The 20,531-nt window shown below is 70.9% G+C and carries 18 protein-coding genes; 9 read left to right on the top strand and 9 right to left on the bottom strand.

What is annotated here, in order from left to right:
• Positions 1 to 338 precede the first annotated feature (338 nt).
• From FHS29_RS35250 to FHS29_RS35240, 3 genes are all read right to left on the bottom strand, one after another.
• Positions 339 to 2,420, bottom strand: coding sequence for a PhoX family protein (locus FHS29_RS35250; RefSeq protein WP_184698876.1), 2,082 nt, complete (start codon positions 2,418 to 2,420; stop codon positions 339 to 341).
• A 134-nt stretch (positions 2,421 to 2,554) separates the two neighbouring features.
• Positions 2,555 to 4,591, bottom strand: a complete 2,037-nt coding sequence (locus FHS29_RS35245; protein WP_184698874.1) for a PhoX family protein — start codon at positions 4,589 to 4,591, stop codon at positions 2,555 to 2,557.
• A gap of 74 nt (positions 4,592 to 4,665) precedes the next feature.
• Complete coding sequence (locus FHS29_RS35240; protein ID WP_184698872.1) at positions 4,666 to 5,826, bottom strand: MFS transporter; 1,161 nt, start codon at positions 5,824 to 5,826, stop codon at positions 4,666 to 4,668.
• A gap of 65 nt (positions 5,827 to 5,891) precedes the next feature.
• Here FHS29_RS35240 and FHS29_RS35235 point away from each other — a divergent pair, with 65 nt between their 5' ends.
• On the top strand, positions 5,892 to 6,587 hold the full coding sequence (locus FHS29_RS35235) for an HAD family hydrolase (RefSeq protein ID WP_184698870.1): 696 nt from the start codon (positions 5,892 to 5,894) through the stop codon (positions 6,585 to 6,587).
• Positions 6,588 to 6,738: 151 nt separating this feature from the next.
• Here the strand turns inward: FHS29_RS35235 and FHS29_RS35230 are convergent, their stop codons facing one another.
• The 3 genes from FHS29_RS35230 to FHS29_RS35220 form a co-directional block, all read right to left on the bottom strand.
• The gene (locus tag FHS29_RS35230) at positions 6,739 to 7,134 is read right to left on the bottom strand and encodes a peptidase inhibitor family I36 protein (RefSeq protein ID WP_184698868.1); all 396 of its coding nucleotides are present in this window, start codon (positions 7,132 to 7,134) and stop codon (positions 6,739 to 6,741) included.
• 392 nt (positions 7,135 to 7,526) lie between these two features.
• On the bottom strand, positions 7,527 to 8,618 hold the full coding sequence (locus FHS29_RS35225; RefSeq protein ID WP_184698866.1) for an inositol-3-phosphate synthase: 1,092 nt from the start codon (positions 8,616 to 8,618) through the stop codon (positions 7,527 to 7,529).
• 41 nt (positions 8,619 to 8,659) lie between these two features.
• The gene (locus FHS29_RS35220) at positions 8,660 to 9,202 is read right to left on the bottom strand and encodes a PadR family transcriptional regulator (protein WP_184698864.1); all 543 of its coding nucleotides are present in this window, start codon (positions 9,200 to 9,202) and stop codon (positions 8,660 to 8,662) included.
• Positions 9,203 to 9,367: 165 nt separating this feature from the next.
• On the opposite strand from FHS29_RS35220, the gene FHS29_RS35215 reads away from it, so the two are divergent.
• The 3 genes from FHS29_RS35215 to FHS29_RS35205 all read left to right on the top strand — a co-directional run bounded on the left by FHS29_RS35215 (position 9,368) and on the right by FHS29_RS35205 (position 14,703).
• On the top strand, positions 9,368 to 9,772 hold the full coding sequence (locus FHS29_RS35215) for a DUF5318 domain-containing protein (protein ID WP_184698862.1): 405 nt from the start codon (positions 9,368 to 9,370) through the stop codon (positions 9,770 to 9,772).
• A gap of 427 nt (positions 9,773 to 10,199) precedes the next feature.
• On the top strand, positions 10,200 to 12,938 hold the full coding sequence (locus FHS29_RS35210; protein WP_246441195.1) for a transglycosylase domain-containing protein: 2,739 nt from the start codon (positions 10,200 to 10,202) through the stop codon (positions 12,936 to 12,938).
• 202 nt (positions 12,939 to 13,140) lie between these two features.
• Positions 13,141 to 14,703 carry a glycosyltransferase family 87 protein gene (locus FHS29_RS35205; RefSeq protein ID WP_184698860.1) on the top strand — a complete coding sequence of 521 codons (1,563 nt, stop codon included), beginning with the start codon at positions 13,141 to 13,143 and terminating at the stop codon, positions 14,701 to 14,703.
• Between the two features lie 13 nt (positions 14,704 to 14,716).
• Here the strand turns inward: FHS29_RS35205 and FHS29_RS35200 are convergent, their stop codons facing one another.
• Genes FHS29_RS35200 through FHS29_RS35190 form a run of 3 tightly spaced genes read right to left on the bottom strand, consistent with a single transcriptional unit; the run spans position 14,717 to position 17,525 of the window.
• Complete coding sequence (locus FHS29_RS35200; protein ID WP_184698859.1) at positions 14,717 to 15,367, bottom strand: class I SAM-dependent DNA methyltransferase; 651 nt, start codon at positions 15,365 to 15,367, stop codon at positions 14,717 to 14,719.
• On the bottom strand, positions 15,364 to 16,758 hold the full coding sequence (locus tag FHS29_RS35195) for a glycosyltransferase family 87 protein (protein ID WP_184698857.1): 1,395 nt from the start codon (positions 16,756 to 16,758) through the stop codon (positions 15,364 to 15,366). The genes FHS29_RS35200 and FHS29_RS35195 overlap by 4 nt, the downstream gene beginning before the upstream one ends.
• On the bottom strand, positions 16,755 to 17,525 hold the full coding sequence (locus tag FHS29_RS35190) for a deoxyribonuclease IV (protein ID WP_184698855.1): 771 nt from the start codon (positions 17,523 to 17,525) through the stop codon (positions 16,755 to 16,757). The genes FHS29_RS35195 and FHS29_RS35190 overlap by 4 nt, the downstream gene beginning before the upstream one ends.
• A 152-nt stretch (positions 17,526 to 17,677) precedes the next feature.
• Between FHS29_RS35190 and FHS29_RS35185 the strand changes: the two genes are divergently transcribed.
• The 5 genes from FHS29_RS35185 to rplI all read left to right on the top strand — a co-directional run bounded on the left by FHS29_RS35185 (position 17,678) and on the right by rplI (position 20,403).
• Positions 17,678 to 18,676 carry a hypothetical protein gene (locus FHS29_RS35185; RefSeq protein WP_184698853.1) on the top strand — a complete coding sequence of 333 codons (999 nt, stop codon included), beginning with the start codon at positions 17,678 to 17,680 and terminating at the stop codon, positions 18,674 to 18,676.
• Positions 18,677 to 18,815: 139 nt separating this feature from the next.
• A complete protein-coding gene (gene rpsF, locus FHS29_RS35180) occupies positions 18,816 to 19,127 on the top strand; it encodes a 30S ribosomal protein S6 (protein ID WP_184698851.1) in 312 nt (103 codons plus the stop codon).
• Between the two features lie 13 nt (positions 19,128 to 19,140).
• Positions 19,141 to 19,650, top strand: a complete 510-nt coding sequence (locus FHS29_RS35175; protein ID WP_184698849.1) for a single-stranded DNA-binding protein — start codon at positions 19,141 to 19,143, stop codon at positions 19,648 to 19,650.
• A gap of 42 nt (positions 19,651 to 19,692) precedes the next feature.
• A complete protein-coding gene (gene rpsR / locus FHS29_RS35170; RefSeq protein ID WP_015105786.1) occupies positions 19,693 to 19,932 on the top strand; it encodes a 30S ribosomal protein S18 in 240 nt (79 codons plus the stop codon).
• A 15-nt stretch (positions 19,933 to 19,947) separates the two neighbouring features.
• Positions 19,948 to 20,403, top strand: a complete 456-nt coding sequence (gene rplI, locus FHS29_RS35165; RefSeq protein WP_184698848.1) for a 50S ribosomal protein L9 — start codon at positions 19,948 to 19,950, stop codon at positions 20,401 to 20,403.
• Positions 20,404 to 20,531: the final 128 nt, after the last annotated feature.

The following is a 20,531-nucleotide window of genomic DNA, read 5'->3' as shown; positions in this document are numbered from 1 at the left end:
GCTGGACCCTAGGAGACCACTCCGCCGAACGCCCCCGCGGCCGCCCAGCCGACGGCCCCGCAGCCGCCCAACCGACCGCGTCGCAGTCCGCGCCGCAGCCCGCCCCCACAGATTGGCCCACAGATCGGCCCACCGACCGGCCAGCCGACCGCCCCGCAGAACGCCGCACCGACCGGCCAGCCGACCGCCCCCGCAGACCACCCCGCCGACCGCCCCACCGACCGGCGAGCCGGACAGGCTCGGTGGCCTGCCCGGCTCGTCGGCGACGGTCCGCGCTGCTCAGCGGTGCCGACGGCGCTCGGCGGCGCTCGCGGTGGCCGGCATCGTGCGGGCGGTGATCAGCCGCAGATCCGGCCCTTGTCCTTCTTCCACGCCACCACCACGGCCGGCCGCGGCTGGGAGGTGCCGCCGTCCGGCCAGTGGGAGAGCGGGTTGGCCGCGGACGCGCCGTCGATCTCGCCCGGGTGCTGGACCGAGACCAGGACGAACTCGTCCTGGACGACCGGGCCGCAGGTCTCCGCACCCTTGGGCACGGTGAGGAACTGCTTGACGCGGCCTCGGTACCTGCCCTCCACCGGCACGGCGAACAGGCCGTCGTTGGACTTCAGCGCGTTGCCGTCGGTGGAGATCCAGAGGTTGCCGTGGGAGTCGAACGCCACGTTGTCGGGGCACGAGATGGGCGACACCTGGGTCTTGTCGTAGCCGCCGAAGTACGTGTCGGGGGAGGCCGGGTCGCCGCAGACCAGCAGCAGCTTCCACGAGAACGTGAGCGCGGTGTTGTCGCCGCGCCGCTCTTCGAGCTCCAGCACGTGGCCGTGCCGGTTGTTCACGCGCGGGTTCGGCTCGGTGGGGCCTTCCTTGCCCGCCTTGCCGCGGTCGGTGTTGTTCGTCAGGGCCGCGTAGACGCGGCGGTTGCGGGGGTTGGGCTCGACGTCCTCCGGGCGGTCCATCTTGGTCGCGCCGGCCTTGTCCGCCGCCTGACGGGTGAAGACGTAGACCTCTTCCGCGGTGAAACCGTCCACGAAGGACCGGTTGCCGGACGCGAGCGGGATCCACTGGCCGGTGCCGTCGAACTCGCCGTCCGCCGGGAGCTCGCCGGTGCCGTCGATCTCGGCGACCGGGCTGTCACCGGAGAACCTCGCGACGTACAGGGTGCCGCGGTCGAGCAGCTTCTTGTTGTGCTCACGGGCGTAGCGGCTGTTGCCCGGCTTGTACCGCTCGTCCGACACGAACTTGTACATGTAGTCGAACCGCTCGTCGTCACCCATGTACGCGACGACCCGGCCGTCACGGGCGATGATGACGTTCGCACCCTCGTGCTTGAAGCGCCCCAACGCGGTGTGCTTGACCGGCGTCGAGTTCGGGTCGAGCGGGTCGATCTCGACGACCCAGCCGAACCTGTTGGGCTCGTTGGGTTCCTGCGCCACGTCGAAGCGCTTGTCGAACCGCTCCCACTTGCGGGTGCTGGCCGCGCCGGACAGGCCGTAACGCGCCAGCCGCGCCTTCTGCACCGGGTCGGTGACGCTGCCCGCGTTGGCGAAGTACTGGTTGAAGTTCTCCTCGCCGGACAGGATCGTGCCCCACGGCGTCACGCCGCCCGCGCAGTTGTTCAGCGTGCCCAGCACCTTCGTGCCGGTCGGGTCGGCGGAGGTCTTCAGGTACTGCGAACCCGCCGCCGGGCCGGTCACCCTGAACTCCGAGGTGGCGGTGATGCGGCGGTTGTAGTGGCGGTCCACCTTCGGCACCAGCTTGCCGCTGCGGTGGTCGCGCTCGACGAGCACGACGGACAGGCCGTGCGCGGCCCACGCGATCTCGGTCTGCTCACGCGTCGGGTTGGCGGCGTCCCAGTTCTTGAACAGGAACTCCTCGGTGGTGTACTCGTGGTTGCTCACCATGAGCCAGCGGTTCCAGTGGTTGAGCGGGACCAGACCGCAGAAGTCGTTGTTGTAGCCGAACTGCTTGGCCTGCGCGGCGGGCGTCTGCCGGTCGAAGTCGAACGCGGGCGCGCCGGGCAGCACCGGGTCGCCCCAGCGGATCACGACCGCCGACTCGTAGCCCTCCGGCGTGACGACCCGGTCCTCGGTGTTCGGCGCGACCGGCGTGAAGTTCAAGCCGTCGCGGCGGCGGCCACCGCCCAGGTCGCGGTCCGCTTCGACCTCCGGCGCGGCGGCGGCCGTGCCCGCACCGACGAGCCCGACGCCCGCGCCCGCGACGGCGAGCACCGCGCCCGCCTTGAGCAGGCCGCGCCGGCGCACGACCTCGCCCACGACGTCACCGAAGTAGGCGTTGCCGGACGTGTTGGGAGCCTCGTGCGCGCAGGCGTCGCCGCAGCGGTACTTGCAGGTGATCGCCGACCGCCCAAGGGGGTGGTTGGGCAACAGGGGCAGCAGGCGCCGGCCCCGATCGGTGGATGAGGACACGCGGACCTCCGAGATCGCTCAGTGGGAACTGGGCGACCGTAGGTCGGTAACCACTCATCCAGCGGACGTCGAGGTGAACGACAAGCGAACACCTCTACCCCTTGCCGACCGGAACCGGCTGGTCACGGCACGTGTCAGTCGCCGATGCGGCCGTCCCGCCAGACCGCTACGACGGATGGCCGCGGCTGCGAGCCGCCGCCGTCCGGCCAGTGCGAGGCGGGGTCGTCCGCACTGGCCCCGTCCAGTTCGCCGGGGTGCTGCACGCAGACGGTGACGACCCGCTCCCCGATCACCGGCCCGCAGGTCTCCGCGCCGCGCGGCACGGTGAGGAAGAGCTTGAGGTGACCGCGTTCCGGGCCGTGCAGCGGCATCCCGTACAGGCCGTCGTTGAGGCCGTTCAACGCGCCCGCCGAGTCGGTGGAGATCCACAGGTTGCCGTGCCGGTCGAACGCCACGTTGTCCGGGCTGGAGATCGGCGAGACCCGCGACTTGTCGTAGCCCGCGAAGTAGGTGTTCGGGTCCTCGGGGTCTCCGCACACCAGCAGCAGGTTCCAGTGGAACGTCAGCGCGAGCGCGTCGCCGCCGCGTTCGGTGAGCTCCAGCACCTGGCCGTGCTTGTTGAACACGCGCGGGTTCGGCTCGGTCGCGCCTTCCTTGCCCGGCTTGCCCCGGTCGACGTTGTTGCTGAGCGCGCAGTAGACCGTGCCGGTGTGCGGGTGGGTCTGGATGTCCTCCGGGCGGTCCATCCTGGTCGCGCCCACCTCGTCGGCGGCCAGGCGCGTGAACACGTAGACCTCCTCGGCGGTCATGCCCGCGACGAACGACCGGTCGCCTCGGGCCAACGGGATCCACTCGCCACGGCCGTCGAACTCCTCGTCGCTCGGCAGCTTCCCGGTGCCGTCGATCTCCTCGGGCGGGCTGTCGCCGGTGAAGCGGGCGACGTAGAGCGTGCCGTCGTCCAGCAGCGCCATGTTGTGCCGGCGGGCGGATCTGCTGTCGCCCCTGCGGACCTTGCCGGTGGAGACGAACTTGTAGACGTACTCGAAGCGCTCGTCGTCGCCGGAGTACGCGACCACGCGGCCGTCGCGTGCGATGCGAACGTTCGCGCACTCGTGCTTGAAGCGGCCCAGCGCGGTGTGCTTGACCGGCGTGGACTCCGGGTCGTTCGGGTCGAGTTCGACCACCCAGCCGAACCTGTTGGCCTCATTGGGTTCCTGCGCGAGGTCGAAGCGCCGATCGAACCGCTCCCACTTGCGGGTCGTGGTGCCGGCGGTGATGCCGTAGCGGGCGCGGCGCGGATCCGTGCCGGCGTTGGCGAAGTACTGGTTGAAGTTCTCCTCGCCGGACAGGATCGTGCCCCACGGCGTGACGCCGCCCGCGCAGTTGTTCATGGTCCCGAGGACGGTGCGGCCGGTCGGGTCGGCGGAGGTCTTGAGCAGGTCCGAGCCGGCCGCCGGTCCGCGCACCTCGAACGGGGTGGTGAGGGTGATGCGGCGGTTGTGGCGGGAGAACTTCGGCTTGAGGCGGCCGTTGTCGTGGTCCACCCGCACGACGGACAGCCCGTGCGCGGCCCACGCGATCTCGACCTGCTCGCGGGTGGGGTTCGCGGGGTCGTAGCCGCGGAACATGAAGCTCTCGCTGGTGTACTCGTGGTTGGTGACCAGGAGGTTGGTGCGGCCCAACGTGTCCAGCGGGAGCAGCGCGGCGAAGTCGCAGTTGAACCCGAACTGGCGGGCTTGCGCGGCGGCGGTCTGGTGGTCGAAGTCGAAGGCGGGGGCGTCCGGGAACAGCGGGTCGCCCCATCGGATCACGATCGCCTGCCGGTAGCCGTCGGGGACGACCACCGCGTCCTCGGTGTTCGGTCGGACCGGCCTGAAGTCGAGGCCGCGCGCCTTGCCGTTCGGCGGCGCGGTCGGCGCTGCGGTCGATTCGGCGTTCCGCACCGGGTTCGGGGCCGAGTCCGGTGCGGCGGCGGCCGGGGTCGCGGTTCCGGCGAGGGCGGCGACCACGACACCTGCCTTGATCGCCGTGCGGCGGGTGAGCAGGTCGCCGAAGTACGGGTTGTCCGACGTGTTCGGCGCGTCGTGGAAGCACGCGTCACCGCACCGGTACTCGCAGGTGACAGCCGCACGGCCGGGTGGGTGGTCGGCCAGTAGGGGAAGGTGTCGCACGTCCGCGCCTCCTACGGTCAGTTCGGATCAACTGACCGTAGGCCGGCGTTCACTCGTTGTTAACCCACTACCCGTCAAGCCACGACTTCTTCACCGACGAGCACGTCCGCCCCCGTGATCGGGCTCTCCTCGGTGCGCCCGACCGCGAGCAGCCCGGCGGCCAGCGCGCAGCACACCGCGGCGACCACGAACGGCTGGGCGAGGTGGCTGACGAACGTCGCCGCCAGCGCGCCGCCGAGCCAGCGCAGGAAGTTGTAGCCCGCGCTCGCGACCGGCCGCGGAGCCGGGCTGATGCTCATCGCGGTGCCGGTGAACAGCGTGTTCAACAACCCGCTCACCACACCGCTGACGATCACCGCGACCACCAGCAGCGGCTTGCTCGGGATCGCCATGACCAGCATGAGCACCGCGAACGCGAGAACGGCGGCGATGGTCGTGCGGCGTTCCCCGAAGCGATCGGCCAGCTTCGGCGCGAGCAGCACGCTGGACACCGCGACGCCCAGGCCCCAGCCGAAGAAGACGAGCCCGATCTCCACCGCGCCCCAACGGAGCACGAACGGCGACCACGCCAGGACCGCGAAGAACGCCGCGGTGTAGAGGGCCGAACTGAGGGCCGTGCGCAGCAGACCGTGGTGCTTGAGGGCCTTCAACGGGTCCAGCAGGCGGATCGAGTGCCGCGGCTTGTCGTTGGCGAGGAAGACCGTGCACAGGATGAGCGCGACGGCCATCAGGACGGCCGTGCCGATGAACGGTCCGCGCCAGGAGAAGCTGCCCAGCAGCGCCCCGAGCAGCGGCCCCACCGAGAGGCCGAGGCCGAGGGCGGCTTCGTAGAGCAGGATCGCCTTGCCCTGGCCGCCGGTGGCCGCGCCGACGATGACGCTGAGCGCGGTGGCGATGAAGAAGGCGTTGCCCAGGCCCCAGACGGCGCGCAGGCCGACCAGCTGGGTGATGTTCGAGGCGAGCGAGCAGAGCGCGGTGGCGACGACGATCAGGGCGAGACCGGCGACCAGCGTGCGCTTCGCGCCGTACTTCGCACTGGCCGCGCCGGTGAACAGCATGGCGAGGACCTGGACGCCGAGGTAGGAGGAGAACAGCAGGGTGACTTGCGACGGCGTGGCGTGCAGGCCTTCCGCGATCGACAACAGGATCGGGTCGACGAGCCCGATGCCCATGAACGCGATCACCGCGGCGAACGCCGTGACCCACACCTGGCGGGGTTGGTCGAGGAAATTCACTTAGCTATCCTAACCGTAATTGGTTAGTGTAGCTAAGTAAGTGCGCTCACACTACGGTTCGGGGTGTGGATGCGGTGGTGTTCGACCTGGACGGCGTGCTCGTGGACTCCGAGACCATGTGGGACGAGGTGCGGCAGTCCTTCGCGGCGGCGCACGGCGGCGCGTGGCTGCCCGACTCGACCCGTGCGATGCAGGGGATGAGCACCCCGGAGTGGGCGTCGTACCTGGTGACATCGGTCGGCGTGCGACTTTCCCCGGACGAGGTGGCGGCCGGTGTCGTCAGCGAGATGGCCCGCCGCTACGAAACCAGCCCGCCCGTGCTGCCGGGTGCCGTGTCGGTGGTGCGCGCGGTCGCGGCGGAGTACCCGGTCGCGATCGCCAGCTCGTCCCCGCCGGTGCTGATCGCATCCTTCCTGGCCGCCACCGACCTGACCGACCTGGTGCCGGTGGCCGTGTCGAGCGAGGAGGCCGGAGCGGGCAAGCCCGCTCCGGACGTGTACCTGCTGGCGGCGTCGAAGCTCGGGGTGGGCGCTTCGGGCTGCGCGGCCGTGGAGGACTCGACCAACGGCCTGCGCGCCGCCCTGGCCGCCGACATGACCGTCTACGCCGTGCCCAACCCGCACTTCCCGCCGGATGCGGAGGTGTTGGCGCAGGTCACGGTGTTGCGCTCGCTCGCCGACCTGCCGGCGGCGCTGGCCTCCGGCCGTCCGGGTGACACCACCCCTCGGCCGGGTACCGGGCCCGGTGGACCGAAGGGGTGATCAACCGGTGGCGGCCGACTGCGCAGCGCAGCGGGTCACCACCGAATCCCCCCGCGCCCAACCTGACCAACCAGGCAGACGCAGGGGGTTGTACGTCCGAGTAAGGCACCGGCGCGGATCGTCACCGAGCGCCGCAGCGCCGTCCCGAACCCTATTTCGGTACGAAGAAGCTCTTGACGCCGGTCTTGAGGCCACCGGCGTAGTCGCTGTACGTCTTGGGGTTCAACACGAAGTTGTTGGTCCTGGGGTTGCAGTTCTGACCCTCGTAGAAGCGGACGGTCTTGTTGGACTGGTTGCTCACCGAGAACGCCGGCCACGGCGTGTTGATACAGCCGGTCTTCGTGGTCTGCCATCCGGTGCCCAGGCCCTGGGACCGCGTCCAGACGCAGACGTTGGGGGCGTCACATCGGGTGATCGCGGGCTGCGGGGGCACCGGTTCGGCCGCGCCGGGCACCGCCGGGGTGGCCTGCGCGAGGGCGACGGGAGCGAGCACGGCGGACAAGGCGAGAACCGGTGCGACCAGGGCGAGGCGAAGAGTGGTGGACACCATCAGCGGGATCCCTTCCTAGCGGGGGAAACAGGACTGGCGAGGCTGGAGAACCTCGGTGCCCACTGTGTCTACCGCTCTCTCCGGAAGCTCGCTGACCAGCACAAACACGATCATGGGCGGTGTGCTGCGGTCGGTGAGGAGACCTGTTACCCCACCGGCGGCACCCACTCCTGTGAGTGGTACCGACATCGGACATGTGGGGGACGCCGCCGACCGCACCGCGCCACCACGACCACCGTCTGACCGCGCGTTTCCCGACCGGGTGGACATCTCGCTGGACGACGGATCACCGAGCACGCACCCGCGGGAGCACGGTCGCGGAAAACCCCCGCGCCCGGCCTGATGAGGCGGGCGCGGGGGTTCGCACCTCCGCACGGGCGCGGTGCCGGTCAGCGCTCCACGTCGCCGCGGATGAACGCCTCCACGGCCTCGTGCGCCGCCGAGTCCGAGTACTGCACCGGCGGCGACTTCATGAAGTACGACGACGCCGACAGGATCGGTCCGCCGATGCCCCGGTCCAGCGCGATCTTCGCCGCCCGCACCGCGTCGATGATGATCCCCGCCGAGTTCGGCGAGTCCCACACCTCCAGCTTGTACTCCAGGTTCAGCGGCACGTCGCCGAACGCCCGGCCCTCCAGCCGCACGTACGCCCACTTGCGGTCGTCCAGCCAGGCCACGTAGTCCGACGGCCCGATGTGCACGTTCCGCTTGCCGAGCTCCCGGTCCACCTGCGAGGTGACCGCCTGCGTCTTGGAGACCTTCTTGGACTCCAGGCGCTCCAGCTCCTTCATGTTCAGGAAGTCCATGTTGCCGCCCACGTTCAGCTGCATGGTGCGGTCGAGCTGGACGCCCCGGTCCTCGAACAGCTTGGCCAGCACGCGGTGCGTGATGGTCGCGCCGACCTGGGACTTGATGTCGTCGCCGACGATCGGGACGCCGGCCTCCTCGAACTTGCGCGCCCACTCCGGGTCCGACGCGATGAACACCGGCAGCGCGTTGACGAACGCCACCCGCGCGTCGATGGCGGCCTGCGCGTAGTACCGGTCCGCCTCCTCCGAGCCCACCGGCAGGTACGAGACCAGCACGTCGACCTCGGCGTCGCGCAGCGCCTGCGCCACGTCCACCGGCCGCTCGTCGGACTCCTCGATGGTCTCCCGGTAGAACCGGCCCAGGCCGTCGAAGGTGTGCCCGCGCTGCACGGTGACGCCCAGCGGCGGCACGTCGGTGATCTTGATCGTGTTGTTCTCGCTGGCACCGATCGCCTCGGACAGGTCGACGCCGACCTTCTTGGCGTCCACGTCGAACGCGGCCACGAACTCCACGTCGCGCACGTGGTAGTCGCCGAACTCGACGTGCATCAGACCGGGCACCCGGGTGCTCGGATCGGCATCGCGGTAGTAGTGGACGCCCTGCACCAGCGACGCCGCGCAGTTGCCGACCCCGACAATGGCCACTCGAACGGTGCGGCGGTTGTCGCCCATGCCGAGTCCTCCTTCTTGTTTCTACGTCAGTGCCCAGTGGGCTATTCGTCCCGCTCGCGCTGTTCGGCCTGCTCGTGCGCGATCAGCTCGTTGAGCCACCGCACCTCGCGCTCGGTGCTGTCCAGCCCCATGCGGTGCAGCTCGCGCGTGTAGCGGTCGATCCGCTCGCCCGCGCTCGATAAAGTCGTCCGCAGCCCCTCCCGCCGCTCCTCGACCCGCCTGCGCCTGCCTTCGAGGATCCGCATCCGGATCTCCGCCGGGGTCCGGGAGAAGAACGCCAGGTGGACGCCGAACGAGTCGTCGTCCCACGTCTGGGGGCCCGCGTTGGCCAGCAGGTCGGCGAACCGCTCCTTGCCCTCCGCGGTGAGCTCGTAGACCTTGCGCGCGCGGCGGCCCCAGGACCGGACGTCCTCCGGCGCCTCCTCGACGATCCACCCCTCGCGTTGCAACCGGCGCAGCGTGGGGTACAGCGTCCCGTAGGAGAACGCGCGGAAAGCGCCCAGCAGCTCGTGCAAGCGCTTGCGCAGCTCGTAGCCGTGCATCGGGGCCTCGTGCAGCAGCCCGAGGATCGCGAACTCCAGCACGCGACACCTCCTCGCACTCGCCGCCGATGGGTCTGTCCATCATATCGGTGCGATACATCTGCCCACGACTTGAGATGTGGCGCGGCGCACCAGGTCACACCGTGATCACGGCCACTGCCCTGAACGGCCCAACGAGGGGGTTGGGCCGCCACGTACTCTGGTCCCGTGCTGACCCAACGGCAGGTGGTGGACTACGCCCTGCAGCGCCGAGCGCTGCTGGCGGAGGTCTACGCGGGCCGAGTGGGCACGATGGAGGTCTGCGACGCGAACCCGTACCTGCTGCGAGCTGCGAAGTTCCACGGTCGGCCGAGCGACGTGACCTGCCCGGTGTGCCGCAAGGAACCCCTGACCCTGGTGTCCTGGGTCTACGGCGACGAGCTCAAGCACGCGGCCGGCTCCGCGCGCACCGTCGACGAGCTCACCCGCATGGCGAACCTCTTCGAGGAGTTCACCGTGTACGTGGTGGAGGTTTGCCGCACATGCAGTTGGAACCACCTGGTGCAGTCATACGTCCTGGGAACACGTGGCCTGAACTCTCGGAAGCCGCGGAGGAGGACCGCGGCGGAGTGAACGTTCTCCGACCACGGGCGCCGCTCACCCGAGCGGCGGCGTACGACCACCGAACCGCGTGCGACGGCACGCCGGTCTGGGAGGCTTTTTCGTGAACGACCAGCATGACGACAGGCACCGTGGCGCGGAGCCGCAGTGGCCGACCGGGGAGGACCCGGACGGTGGCGCGCACCCACCACGCAGAGGTGCCGGGGATCAGCCGGAGCGTCCGAACACCCCGCCAGGTGGTTTCGCACGCCCGCAGGGCGGTCCCCGCCACGGCACGCCCCCCGGTGGGCTCCCCCGGCCCCCGGCCGGCGGACCGCCGCCGGTAGGCCGTCCGCCGGGCACGCCACCCGGCGGCATCCCGCAGGGCACGCCACCGGGTGGCATCCCTCAGGGTGGCATCCCGCAGGGTGGCATCCCGCAGGGTGGCATCCCGCAGGGCATGGGCACGCCTCCGGGCGGCCTGCCCCAGGGCACCCCGCCGGGTGGCATCCCGCAGGCCGGCGGCAGGCGGCGCGCCCCGGAGCCGAACCGTCCCGCCGGACCCCCGGACGGCCCCGGCGGCCGACGCGGCGGCCCCGGCGACGGCGTCCCCGGTCGCGGCGGTCCCGGCGGTCCGGCTCCTCGTGCGGGCGGTCCCGGCGCCGGCGGCCCAGGCAACGGTCCCGGCGCGGGCGGCCCCGGTGTGCCGAGTGCGGCCAACGCCGACCCGAACGCGACGCGGCAGGTGCCGCGCGGCCCGGTCCGGCCCAACACCCCTCCCGGCGGCGTCCGCCGGCCCGGCCCCGACGGCGGCCCGCCGCCGCCCGGTCGTCCCCCGGTGGGCGGACCCGGTGCGCCCACCGGCCCCGGCGGTGCGCGCAGGCCCGGCGAGGAGCCGACCGACCTGCTGCCCCCGGTGCACCAGACGGTGGCCCGCGAGCCCGAACTGCTCACCCACCGCGAGGACGAGGTCGCGCTGGAGCCGTTCTACGAGGACGACGACTACGACGACGACGAGCCGACCGAGGAGGAGGTGAAAGCCGTGCGCCGCAAGAAGATCTGGCGGCGGGTGCGGCGGGTCTCCTACGTCGGCCTGTTCCTGATGATCATCGGCCCGATCGTCGCGTTCGCCATCGCCTACCAGCTGGTGGACGTGCCGAACCCGGAGCAGCTCGCCTTCGACCAGGCCAAGGCGATCACCATCCTGTACTCCGACAAGTCGGTGATGACCAAGATCGCCCCGTCCGGCGCCAACCGGACCCTGGTCAAGTACGAGGACCTGCCCGACACGCTGAAGAAGGCGGTGTTCGCGGCCGAGGACCCGACCTTCGAGACGAACCCCGGCTTCGACTTCACCGCCATCGCGCGCGCCGTCTGGTACCAGGCGACCGACCGCGACAGCGGTGGCTCCGGCCTCACCCAGCAGTACGTCAAGCAGGCGACCGACGAGGACCAGGGCACGCTGAGCCGGAAGTTCACCGAGGTCGTCAAGGCCTACAAGATGTCCGAGCAGCAGGAGAAGAAGGACATCCTGACCGCCTACCTGAACACGATCTACTTCGGTCGGTCGGCGTACGGCGTGAAGGAGGCCGCGAAGGTCTACTTCAACAAGGACAACCTCAACGACCTCACGCAGGCCGAGGCCGCGCAGATCGCCGGCATGATCCAGAGCCCCGGCCGGTCCGAGGAGCCCGCGTACGTCAAAGAGCGCTGGGACTACGTGATGGACCAGCTGCTCAAGTTCAACTGGATCGACCAGGCCTATCGGGACAACGAGAAGCAGCCGCCGATCCGGCCGCTGGCCGAGACGCAGTCCGACGGTCTGGACGGGCCGCGGCTGTTCCTCCGGATGCAGGTCGAAGCCGAGCTGGCGGAGAACAAGTGGACGCTCGACCGCACCCAGAAGACCGGTGCGGTGGTGCACACCACGATCGACCCGAAGATGCAGACCTCCGCCGAGGAAGCGGTGCAGGAGGTGATGGAGGGCCAGCCCGCCGAGCTGAGGACGTCCATGTCGGCGATCGACCCGAACACCGGCGCGGTGCTGGCGTACTGGGGCGGTGACGGAAGCGGCATCGACTACCAGAAGGGCACCCTCCAGGAGCCCGGCTCGTCGTTCAAGCCGTTCGACTTCGTCGCCGCGCTCCAGAAGGGCGAGGGCGCGGGCAAGCTCTACGACGGCAGTTCGCCGCGGACCTTCCCCGGCCGTGGCGAGAACAACCCGGTCCGCAACTCACCCGGCGTCGCCTGCGCGAGCCCGAGGCAGTGCAGCGTGCGCGAGGCGATGGTCAAGTCGGTCAACACCGTGTTCTTCGACATGGCGATCCGGCTGGGCACCGGCAACGTCGCGGAGGCCGCGCACCAGGCGGGCATCCCGCGCGAGGTCAAGATCGAGGGCAAGCCGCGGCAGCTGCTGGTCTCGGAGAGCGGCGGCCAGCCGGACGGCAACATCTCCATCGGCGGTGGCCAGACGCTGGTCCGGCCGTTCGACATGACGTCGACCTACGCGACGTTCGCGGCGCGCGGCGTCTACCACGAGCCGTACTTCGTCTCGAAGATCACCAACGCCGAGGGCGAGACGCTCTACACGCACGCCGACGTCACCCGGCCGGCCTTCGACCCGGACCCGCAGAAGAGCCAGGACATCGCGGACAACGTCACCGACGTGCTGAAGGCGATCCCGTCGGGCAAGATCGCCTGCGCCGACAGGCGCGAGTGCGCCGGCAAGACCGGTACCCACGAACTCGCCAACAGCACCAGGAACGCCAAGGCGTGGATGGTGGGCTACACCCCGACGCTGGCCTCCGGCGTGTGGGTGGGCACCGACGCGGGCAACGTCGCGCTGGTCGACAAGGACGGCGACGACATCTACGGCAGTGGCGTCCCGGGCAAGATCTGGAAGACCTTCATGGACAAGGCCATGGCCGGCGCGCCGATGGACAAGTTCCCGAAGCCCAAGCCGATCGGCGAGATCGAAGCGCCGAAGATCGTCCCGACCACCACGACGCCGCCGAAGAAGGACGACGAGGTGACCCAGACCACCACGCCGACGAAGCCGACCCGCGACGAGACGACGACGACGCAACCGCCGCGCACCACGACGTGCGTGGGCCTGCGGTGCCAGACCACGACGACGTCCGTGACGGAGCCCAACCCCAATCCCAACCCCATCGGGGGCGGGAGTCCACCGACGAGATAGCGGTCGGCAGGCGGACGGCGAGGCACGCGGAAACCCGCGTGCCTCGCCGTTTTTCGCGGTCGTCGTAACACGTCGGAGGGTCCGGATGGGACCGGACCACCTGGTACGCCCGCTGCGTAGGTGCGAAGCCCGGTGGCCGGCGACCTGACGGACAGCGGGATCTTCACCACGACCGTCGACCTCTGCCCGTAGCATCCGGCACGTGGCCAGCCCTTCGCAGCACACGACGGCGGACGCCGACGACACCGATTCGCTCAGCCCCGAAGAGCGCGTGTACCCCACGTGGACCGAACCGCTGGCACGGGCGGCGGCCAAGCCGTTCGGCGGGCCGATCGGCAGGCACGCCGTGGTCGGCAGGCAGTGGTTCTGGACGCCGCTGAGGGTGGTGCTGCTGCTGGCCGTGGTGACGCTCGCGTTCGCCTGGGTGCAGAAGTCGCCGTGCGTGCAGCAGTACACCGACGCGAACGGGGCCGTGCAGCTGGACTGGCGGGGCAGCAAGCAGTTCACCGCCATGTGCTACTCGGACACCGTGCCGCTGTACACGGCGGAACGCCTGGACAAGCCCGAGACGTTCCCCTACAAGACGTCCTGGGTGGACGACGAGGGCAAGCCGACCGCGCACGTCCGGTACATGGAGTACCCGGTGCTGACCGGCGTGTTCCAGTGGCTGAACGCGCGGATGGCGCAGGGCTGGACGCGGATCGCGGAGACCGGCTGGCTGCCGAACCCGATGACGGTCATCGTGTACTTCAACATCACCGCGCTGTGGCTGGCACTGGCGTGGCTGGTGACCACGTGGGCGGTGCTGCGGCTGGCCCGGCGGCGGCCGTGGGACGCGGCGATGGTCGCGGTGTCGCCGTTGGTGGTGGTGCACGCGTTCACCAACTTCGACACGTTGGCGACGGCGTTCGCGACGGCGGGCATGTTGGCCTGGGCGCGCAAGAAGCCGGTGCTGGCGGGCGTGCTGCTGGGGCTGGGCGGCGCGGCGAAGCTGTACCCGCTGTTCCTGCTCGGGCCGTTGCTGCTGCTGTGCTGGCGCTCGGACCGGATGCGCGCCGGGCTGACCACGTTGGGCACCACGCTGGCGACGTGGGTGGCGGTGAACGCGCCGATCGCCTACCTGTACCCGGCCGGGTGGCGGGAGTTCTTCCGGCTCAACACCGAGCGTGGGGTCGACCCGGACTCGCTGTACAACGTGGTCGCGCAGTGGACCGGCTGGCCGGGCTTCGACCCGGGGCTGGTGCAGGGGCAGGCGCCCGAGGTGCTCAACACGGTGAGCGCGGTGCTGTTCCTGGTGTGCTGCGCGGCGATCGGGTTCGTGGCGCTGTCCGCCCCGACCCGGCCGCGGCTGGCGCAGCTGGGCTTCCTGGTGGTGGCGGCGTTCCTGCTGACGAACAAGGTGTGGAGCCCGCAGTACTCGCTGTGGCTGGTCCCGCTGGCCGTGCTGGCGCTGCCGCGCTGGAAGCTGCTGCTGGCGTGGATGGCGGTGGACGCGCTGGTCTGGGTGCCCCGGATGTACTTCTACCTGGGCACGGAGAACAAGGGGCTGCCGATCGACTGGTTCCTGGGCGCGGTGGTGCTGCGCGACATCGCGGTGGTCGCGCTGTGCGTGCTCGTCGTCCGGGAGGTTTACCGGCCGTCGCTGGACCTGGTGCGCCGGGCGGGCGACGACGACCCGTGCGGCGGGTTCCTGGACGGTGCGCCGGACAGGCGGGTGCTGCGCGTCGGCCGGCGCGCGGAGGCGGCGGAGCCGGTCCGGGTCTGACGGGAGCGGTGCGTCAGGCGTCGACCGGCTTGCGGGCCAGGAGGTAGGCCTGCGGCGCCTTCTCGCGCAGCGGCTCGGGTGCGCGGATGAGCGTCGCGCGCACCTCGAACCCGGTCTCGACCAGCAGCGAGGCGATCCCGTCCGGCGGCAGGCGGTACCCCGTCAAGGTGATCTCGTGGCCGTAGGCCTCGGTGTGGTCGCGGCGCTCGTCGCCCGCCTGGAACGCCATCAGCAGGTGCCCGCCGGGCGCGAGCACGCGGTGGAACCCGACGAACACCTCCGGCCGGAGGTCCGGCGGGATGTGGATGACCGAGTACCACGCCACCACGCCGCCCAGGCCGCCGTCGGGCAGGTCCAGGTCGGTCATCGAGCCCACCTCGAACCGCAGCTCCGGGTACCGGGCGCGGGCCACCGCGACCATCGCCGGGGACAGGTCGATGCCGAACACGTCCAAGCCGAGGCCCGCCAGGTGGGTGGTGATCCGGCCGGGTCCGCAGCCGATGTCGGCCACCGGCCCGGACCCGGCGGTCAGCTCGGCGAACGCGCCGAGCATCGCCCGGTCCATGGTGTTGCCGGCCAGGTCGTCCCGCAGCAGCGCCTCGTAGTCCACCGCCACGGTGTCGTACGCGGTCCGGGTCGTGACCAGGAACCGGGGTTCGGTCAAGCTTTCGCCTCCGCCGTGGCCGGGAGCCGGTCCAGCGGCCGGTCCCGGAACGTCACCTGTGATCTCAGGAACACGAAGAACAGCGCCGCGAGCAGCGCGGCCCGGCCCCACACGCCGATCACCACCGCCTGCGCGGAGAAGCCGTCGTAGATGCCGGACGGCTGGCCGAACTCGATCGCGTAGTACCAGCGGAAGATGCCGATGCCCATCGCGATGTCCACCACGAAGTACGCGTACACCCAGCCCAGCGGGATGCGCAGCAGCACGAACATCGGCACCAGCCACAGCGTGTACTGCGGCGAGTGCACCTTGTGCAGCAGCAGGAACCCGCACAGCATGGCCGCCGACACCGGCACCCACGGGTAGACGCCCTCGCGCCGGAACCGCCGCCAGCCGATCCAGCAGGCCAGCGCGAACGAGGCCAGGATGCCCAGCGGCGACAGGACGCCGGCCAGCGCCTGCATGGTCTCGTCCGGCATGAACGGGCGCATCGACCAGAACCAGATCGAGTTGGTGGTGATGTCCACCCGGCGCAGCTGCTGGAACGTGAAGGAGGCCTGCCAGCCCGCGAACCCGACCACCGCGAACGGCAGGTTGACCAGCACCACCGTGACGACCGACGCCAGCGCGACCTTCACCGCGCCCTGCCAGTCGTACTTGCGGCCCTCCAGGCCGTCGCGCCCGCCGGTCAGCACGTAGAGGCACAGCGGCAGCACGAACGCCGCCGGGTAGATCTTGAACGCGAACCCGAGGCCGAGCAGCACGGCGGCGACCACCGCCCGGTCGATCAGCGGTCTCGGCGTGCGCCCCCAGCCCCGGTGCACCACGTACACCGCGGCCACCGCGCAGAACGCGACCGGCAGGTCCCAGTTGTGGAACGCGTAGAGCACCATCGGCGGCCCGATCGCCCACAGCAGCGCGCGCCGGCCGCTCAGCTTGCCCAGCAGCCAGGCCGTGGCCAGCCCGAACGGGGCCATCAGCAGCGCGGAGAACAGCAGGAAGGACGCGTCGTTGTGGGCGAAGACGGCGCCGGCCCAGATCAGCAGGCCGGTCAGCACCGGGTACTCGACCGTGCCGCCGACCAGCACGCCCTTGCTGCTGATGCCGCCGTTGACGTACGGGAACACGTGCCGGTCCACGTCCCGGCCGATCCACAGGTGCTGGATGTCCGAGTAGCAGACCTCGGCCTTGTTGCGCTCCTCGTAGTCCGGCGCGCTGCGGCCCCACTGGTCGAACGACGGTCCGGTGCAGCGGTCCTTGTTCGCGAACCCGAGCAGCAGGGTGAGCCCGCACAGGAGGACGAGCGCGGCCAGCGCGGAACGGCCGAACCGCTGCGACCGCCGCCCCGACACCCGCTCGGGCACGGCCGCCACCTCCCGCGTCACGCTCACCGACCCAGGTGCTCGCGGAGGAACGCGATGTCCTCCGCCTGCCCCTCGTCCGGTGTCTCGACCAGCGCCGGCGAGCCCGCCGCGGCGACCACCGCGACCAGCTGCTCCGGGTCGATGGTGCCCGACGCGATGTTGGCGTGCCGGTCACGGGCGGAGCCGAACTCGTCCCGCGAGCTGTTCAGGTGCACCAGGTCGATCCGGCCGGTGATGGCCCTGACCCGGTCCACGATGCCCACCAGGTCCTCACCGGAGGCGAACGCGTGGCAGGTGTCCAGGCAGAACCCGGCGCCGAACTCGCCCACCGCGTCCCACAGCCGGCCGAGCATGTCGAAGGTGCGGGCCATCGCGTTCTCGCCGCCCGCGGTGTTCTCGATCAGGATCGGGACCGCGAAGCCGCCGTCCTTGGCCTGCCGCTCGAACATCTTGCGCCAGTTCGCGATGCCCTCGGCCGGGTCCTCGCCCTTGGCGACGTGGCCGCCGTGCACGATCAGGCCCTTGGCGCCGACCTTGGCCGCGGCCTCGGCGTGCTGGAGGACCATCTTGCGGGACGGGATGCGGATCCGGTTGTTCAGCGACGCGACGTTCGCCAGGTACGGCGCGTGGACGAACACGTCCAGGTCGGAGGCCAGCAGCTGATCGGTCTGGGGGTGCGGTTTGGGCGCCTTCCACCCCTGGGGGTCGGCGAGGAAGAACTGGACGACCTCGGCCCCGCGAGCGGCTGCGGCGCCCAGCGGGTCGTCGTCCCGGACGTGGGCTCCGATGCGCATGACTGTGCAGAGTAGTCGGGCGCTGCAACGCGGCGGGCCTGACCGGCGATACGGAAAATGTGAAAAGGGGACATGACTCACGTCACCACTAGGCCCTACGCTCGTTACTTGTAAGTAGGAAACGGCGCGGAGGCAGGCCAGGGAGGCCAGACATGCGGACCCGACTCACCCGGCTGTTGGGCGCGGCGGCCGTGGTGTTCGCGGTCGGTGCGGTCGGTGCGGGCACCGCCGACGCGGCCGAACCCGTGGTGGTCGGCAGCTGTGCCACCGCGGTCCAGGGCGCACCCGGCACCCCGGTGTCGCTGAGCCCGGCGGCCGTCGTGCAGCCGGTGGTCGACCTGGTCCGGGCGGTGCCGCTGCTCGGCCCGCCGCTGGCGGAGCCGTTCCGCGCCACGTTCACCGCCCTGCCGCCCATCCCGATCGGCGCGATCCCCACCGGGACCGGCGTGATCAGCGGAGGCGACATCGCGAACAAGGTCGTCGCGGAGCTGAACAAGATCCCGCTGCTCGGGCCGATCATCACCACGCTGACCCACAGCGTGCAGGCCGGCTTGACCAAGCTCTGCGGCGTGACGGTGACCGGCGTGAACGCCGTCGCGGCGCCCGTGCAGGACGGCTCCAAGGCGGTCGCGGACGCGTCGCAGCAGGCCACCGGCCGGCTGCCGGACCTGCCCGGCGGCAAGCCGTCGCCGAACCCCGGCACCCCGCCACCCGCCGGTCAGCCCGGCACCGGACAGCCCGGCGGCACGCCCGGCACCGGCCGGCCCGGCGACGGCCAGGCGGGCGGCTTCACGCCGGTCGGCGGCGTGGGCGGCCTGGACCTGCCGCTGTACGGCGCCAACCCGTTCGGCGGGAACTTCGGCCGGGTGCCGCTGTTCAGCTACGGCTCGCTGCCGTTCGCGATGCCCGGTCAGTTCTCCCCGTCGCCGGGCGTGCGGTACGGCGGCGGCGTCCCCGGCTACCGGCCCGGCTACGGGCTGCCCGGCACGGACACCGACGGCGTGCAGACCGCGGGCCGCGCGCAGGCGCTCCCCGGCACCGGCCGGGTGGGCGGCGGCGTGGCGGCCCCCGTGCTGCTGGCCGTGCTGGCGCTGTCCTGCGTGACCGGCGCGCTGGTCCGCACCTGGGTGCTGCGCCGGGCCGTCGCCTAGCCCGTTCCCGCTGCTCGCACAGCCCCCGGACGCGGTGCGCCGGGGGCTGTTTGCTAACCTCTGCGGGTTGCTGACGCAACGACCCCTCCTGCCACGGAAAGTCCGTGGCCGCCGAGTCCACAGGAGGTGAGTGGTCTTCATGCGTCATTACGAAGTCATGGTCATCCTGGACCCCAGTCTCGACGAGCGCACCATTGCGCCCTCGCTCGACACTTTCCTCAACGTCATCCGCACCACGGGCGGCAACGTCGAGAAGGTCGAGGTGTGGGGCAAGCGCCGGCTGAGCTTCGAGATCAACAAGAACACCGAGGGCATCTACGCGGTGCTCGACCTGACCTCGACCCCGGACGCGGTGAAGGAGCTGGACCGCCAGCTCGGCCTTCAGGAGACGGTGCTCCGGACCAAGGTCCTGCGTCGCGAGCCCGCCAAGGCCGCGGCCGTCAAGGCTTAGGAGCCCTCCCGACATGGCTGGCGAGACGACGATCACGGTGGTCGGAAACCTGACCGCCGATCCCGAACTGCGCTTCACCCAGTCCGGCGCCGCGGTGGCGAGCTTCACGGTCGCCTCCACGCCCCGGACCTTCGACCGCCAGAGCGGCGAGTGGAAGGACGGGGAGGCGCTGTTCCTGCGGTGCAACGTGTGGCGCCAGGTCGCGGAGAACGTGGCCGAGTCGCTCACCCGCGGTTCGCGCGTGCTCGTGTCCGGGCGCCTGCGCCAGCGTTCCTTCGAGACGAAGGAAGGCGAGAAGCGCACCGTCATCGAGCTGGAGGTCGACGAGATCGGCCCCTCGCTGCGGTACGCGACCGCGAAGGTCAACAAGGTCAGCCGTGGAGACGGCGGCGGCGGCTTCGGCGGCGGCGGCCAGTCTCGTGGCGGTGGCGGCGGTGGCGGTGGCGCCCCGGCCGACGACCCCTGGGGCTCCGCGCCCCCGGCGGGTTCCGGCGGCGGCTTCTCCGACGAGCCCCCCTTCTAGACCGCACCCCTTACCTCACCGCGTGATCCCAGGAGTAACCACATGGCCAAGCCGCCTGTGCGCAAGCCCAAGAAGAAGGTCTGCGCGTTCTGCAAGGACCGCAATGCGCACGCGATCGACTACAAGGACACCACCCTGCTCCGGAAGTACATCTCGGACCGGGGCAAGATCCGCGCCCGCCGGGTGACCGGCAACTGCTCGCAGCACCAGCGCGACGTCGCGGTCGCGGTCAAGAACGCCCGCGAGATGGCGCTGCTGCCCTACACCTCGACCGCTCGCTGAGAAAGGGGAGACACCGTGAAGCTCATCCTCACCGCTGACGTCAGCGGCCTCGGTGGCCCCGGCGACATCGTCGAGGTCAAGGACGGCTACGGCCGCAACTACCTGCTGCCCCGCGGCCTGGCGATCCTCGCCACCAAGGGCGCGGCCAAGCAGGTCGAGGTCATCCGCCGCGCGCAGGAGACCCGCCGGGTCCGCGACCTGGACCACGCCAAGGAGATCAAGTCCTCGCTGGAGGGCCTGGGTTCCGTGACGCTCAAGGCGAAGGCCGCCGTCGGCTCGAAGAAGCTGTTCGGCTCGGTCACCTCGTCCGACGTCGTGTCCGCCGTGCGCAACGCCGGTGGTCCGGCGCTGGACAAGCGCGCGGTCGAGATCGGCGGGCACATCAAGACCCTGGGCAAGCACACCGTTTCGGTGCGCCTGCACCCCGAGGTCACCGTGTCGCTGGCCGTCGAGGTCGCTGCCGCGGGCTGAGTCCCACCCGCGATTCGACGCCGGGAGCGCCGTCCGGCCGGATACTCCGGTCGGGCGGCGCTTCTGCACATCCGGCTGTGGACAACCCGCTGTGACGGGTCGGTCGCGACACGCCGCGCAGGCGGTTA

The organism is Saccharothrix tamanrassetensis, assembly GCF_014203665.1.
Taxonomy (GTDB): domain Bacteria; phylum Actinomycetota; class Actinomycetes; order Mycobacteriales; family Pseudonocardiaceae; genus Actinosynnema; species Actinosynnema tamanrassetense.
Note: the sequence above shows the minus strand (reverse complement) of the source record. Positions and strands in the feature narration are given on the sequence as shown.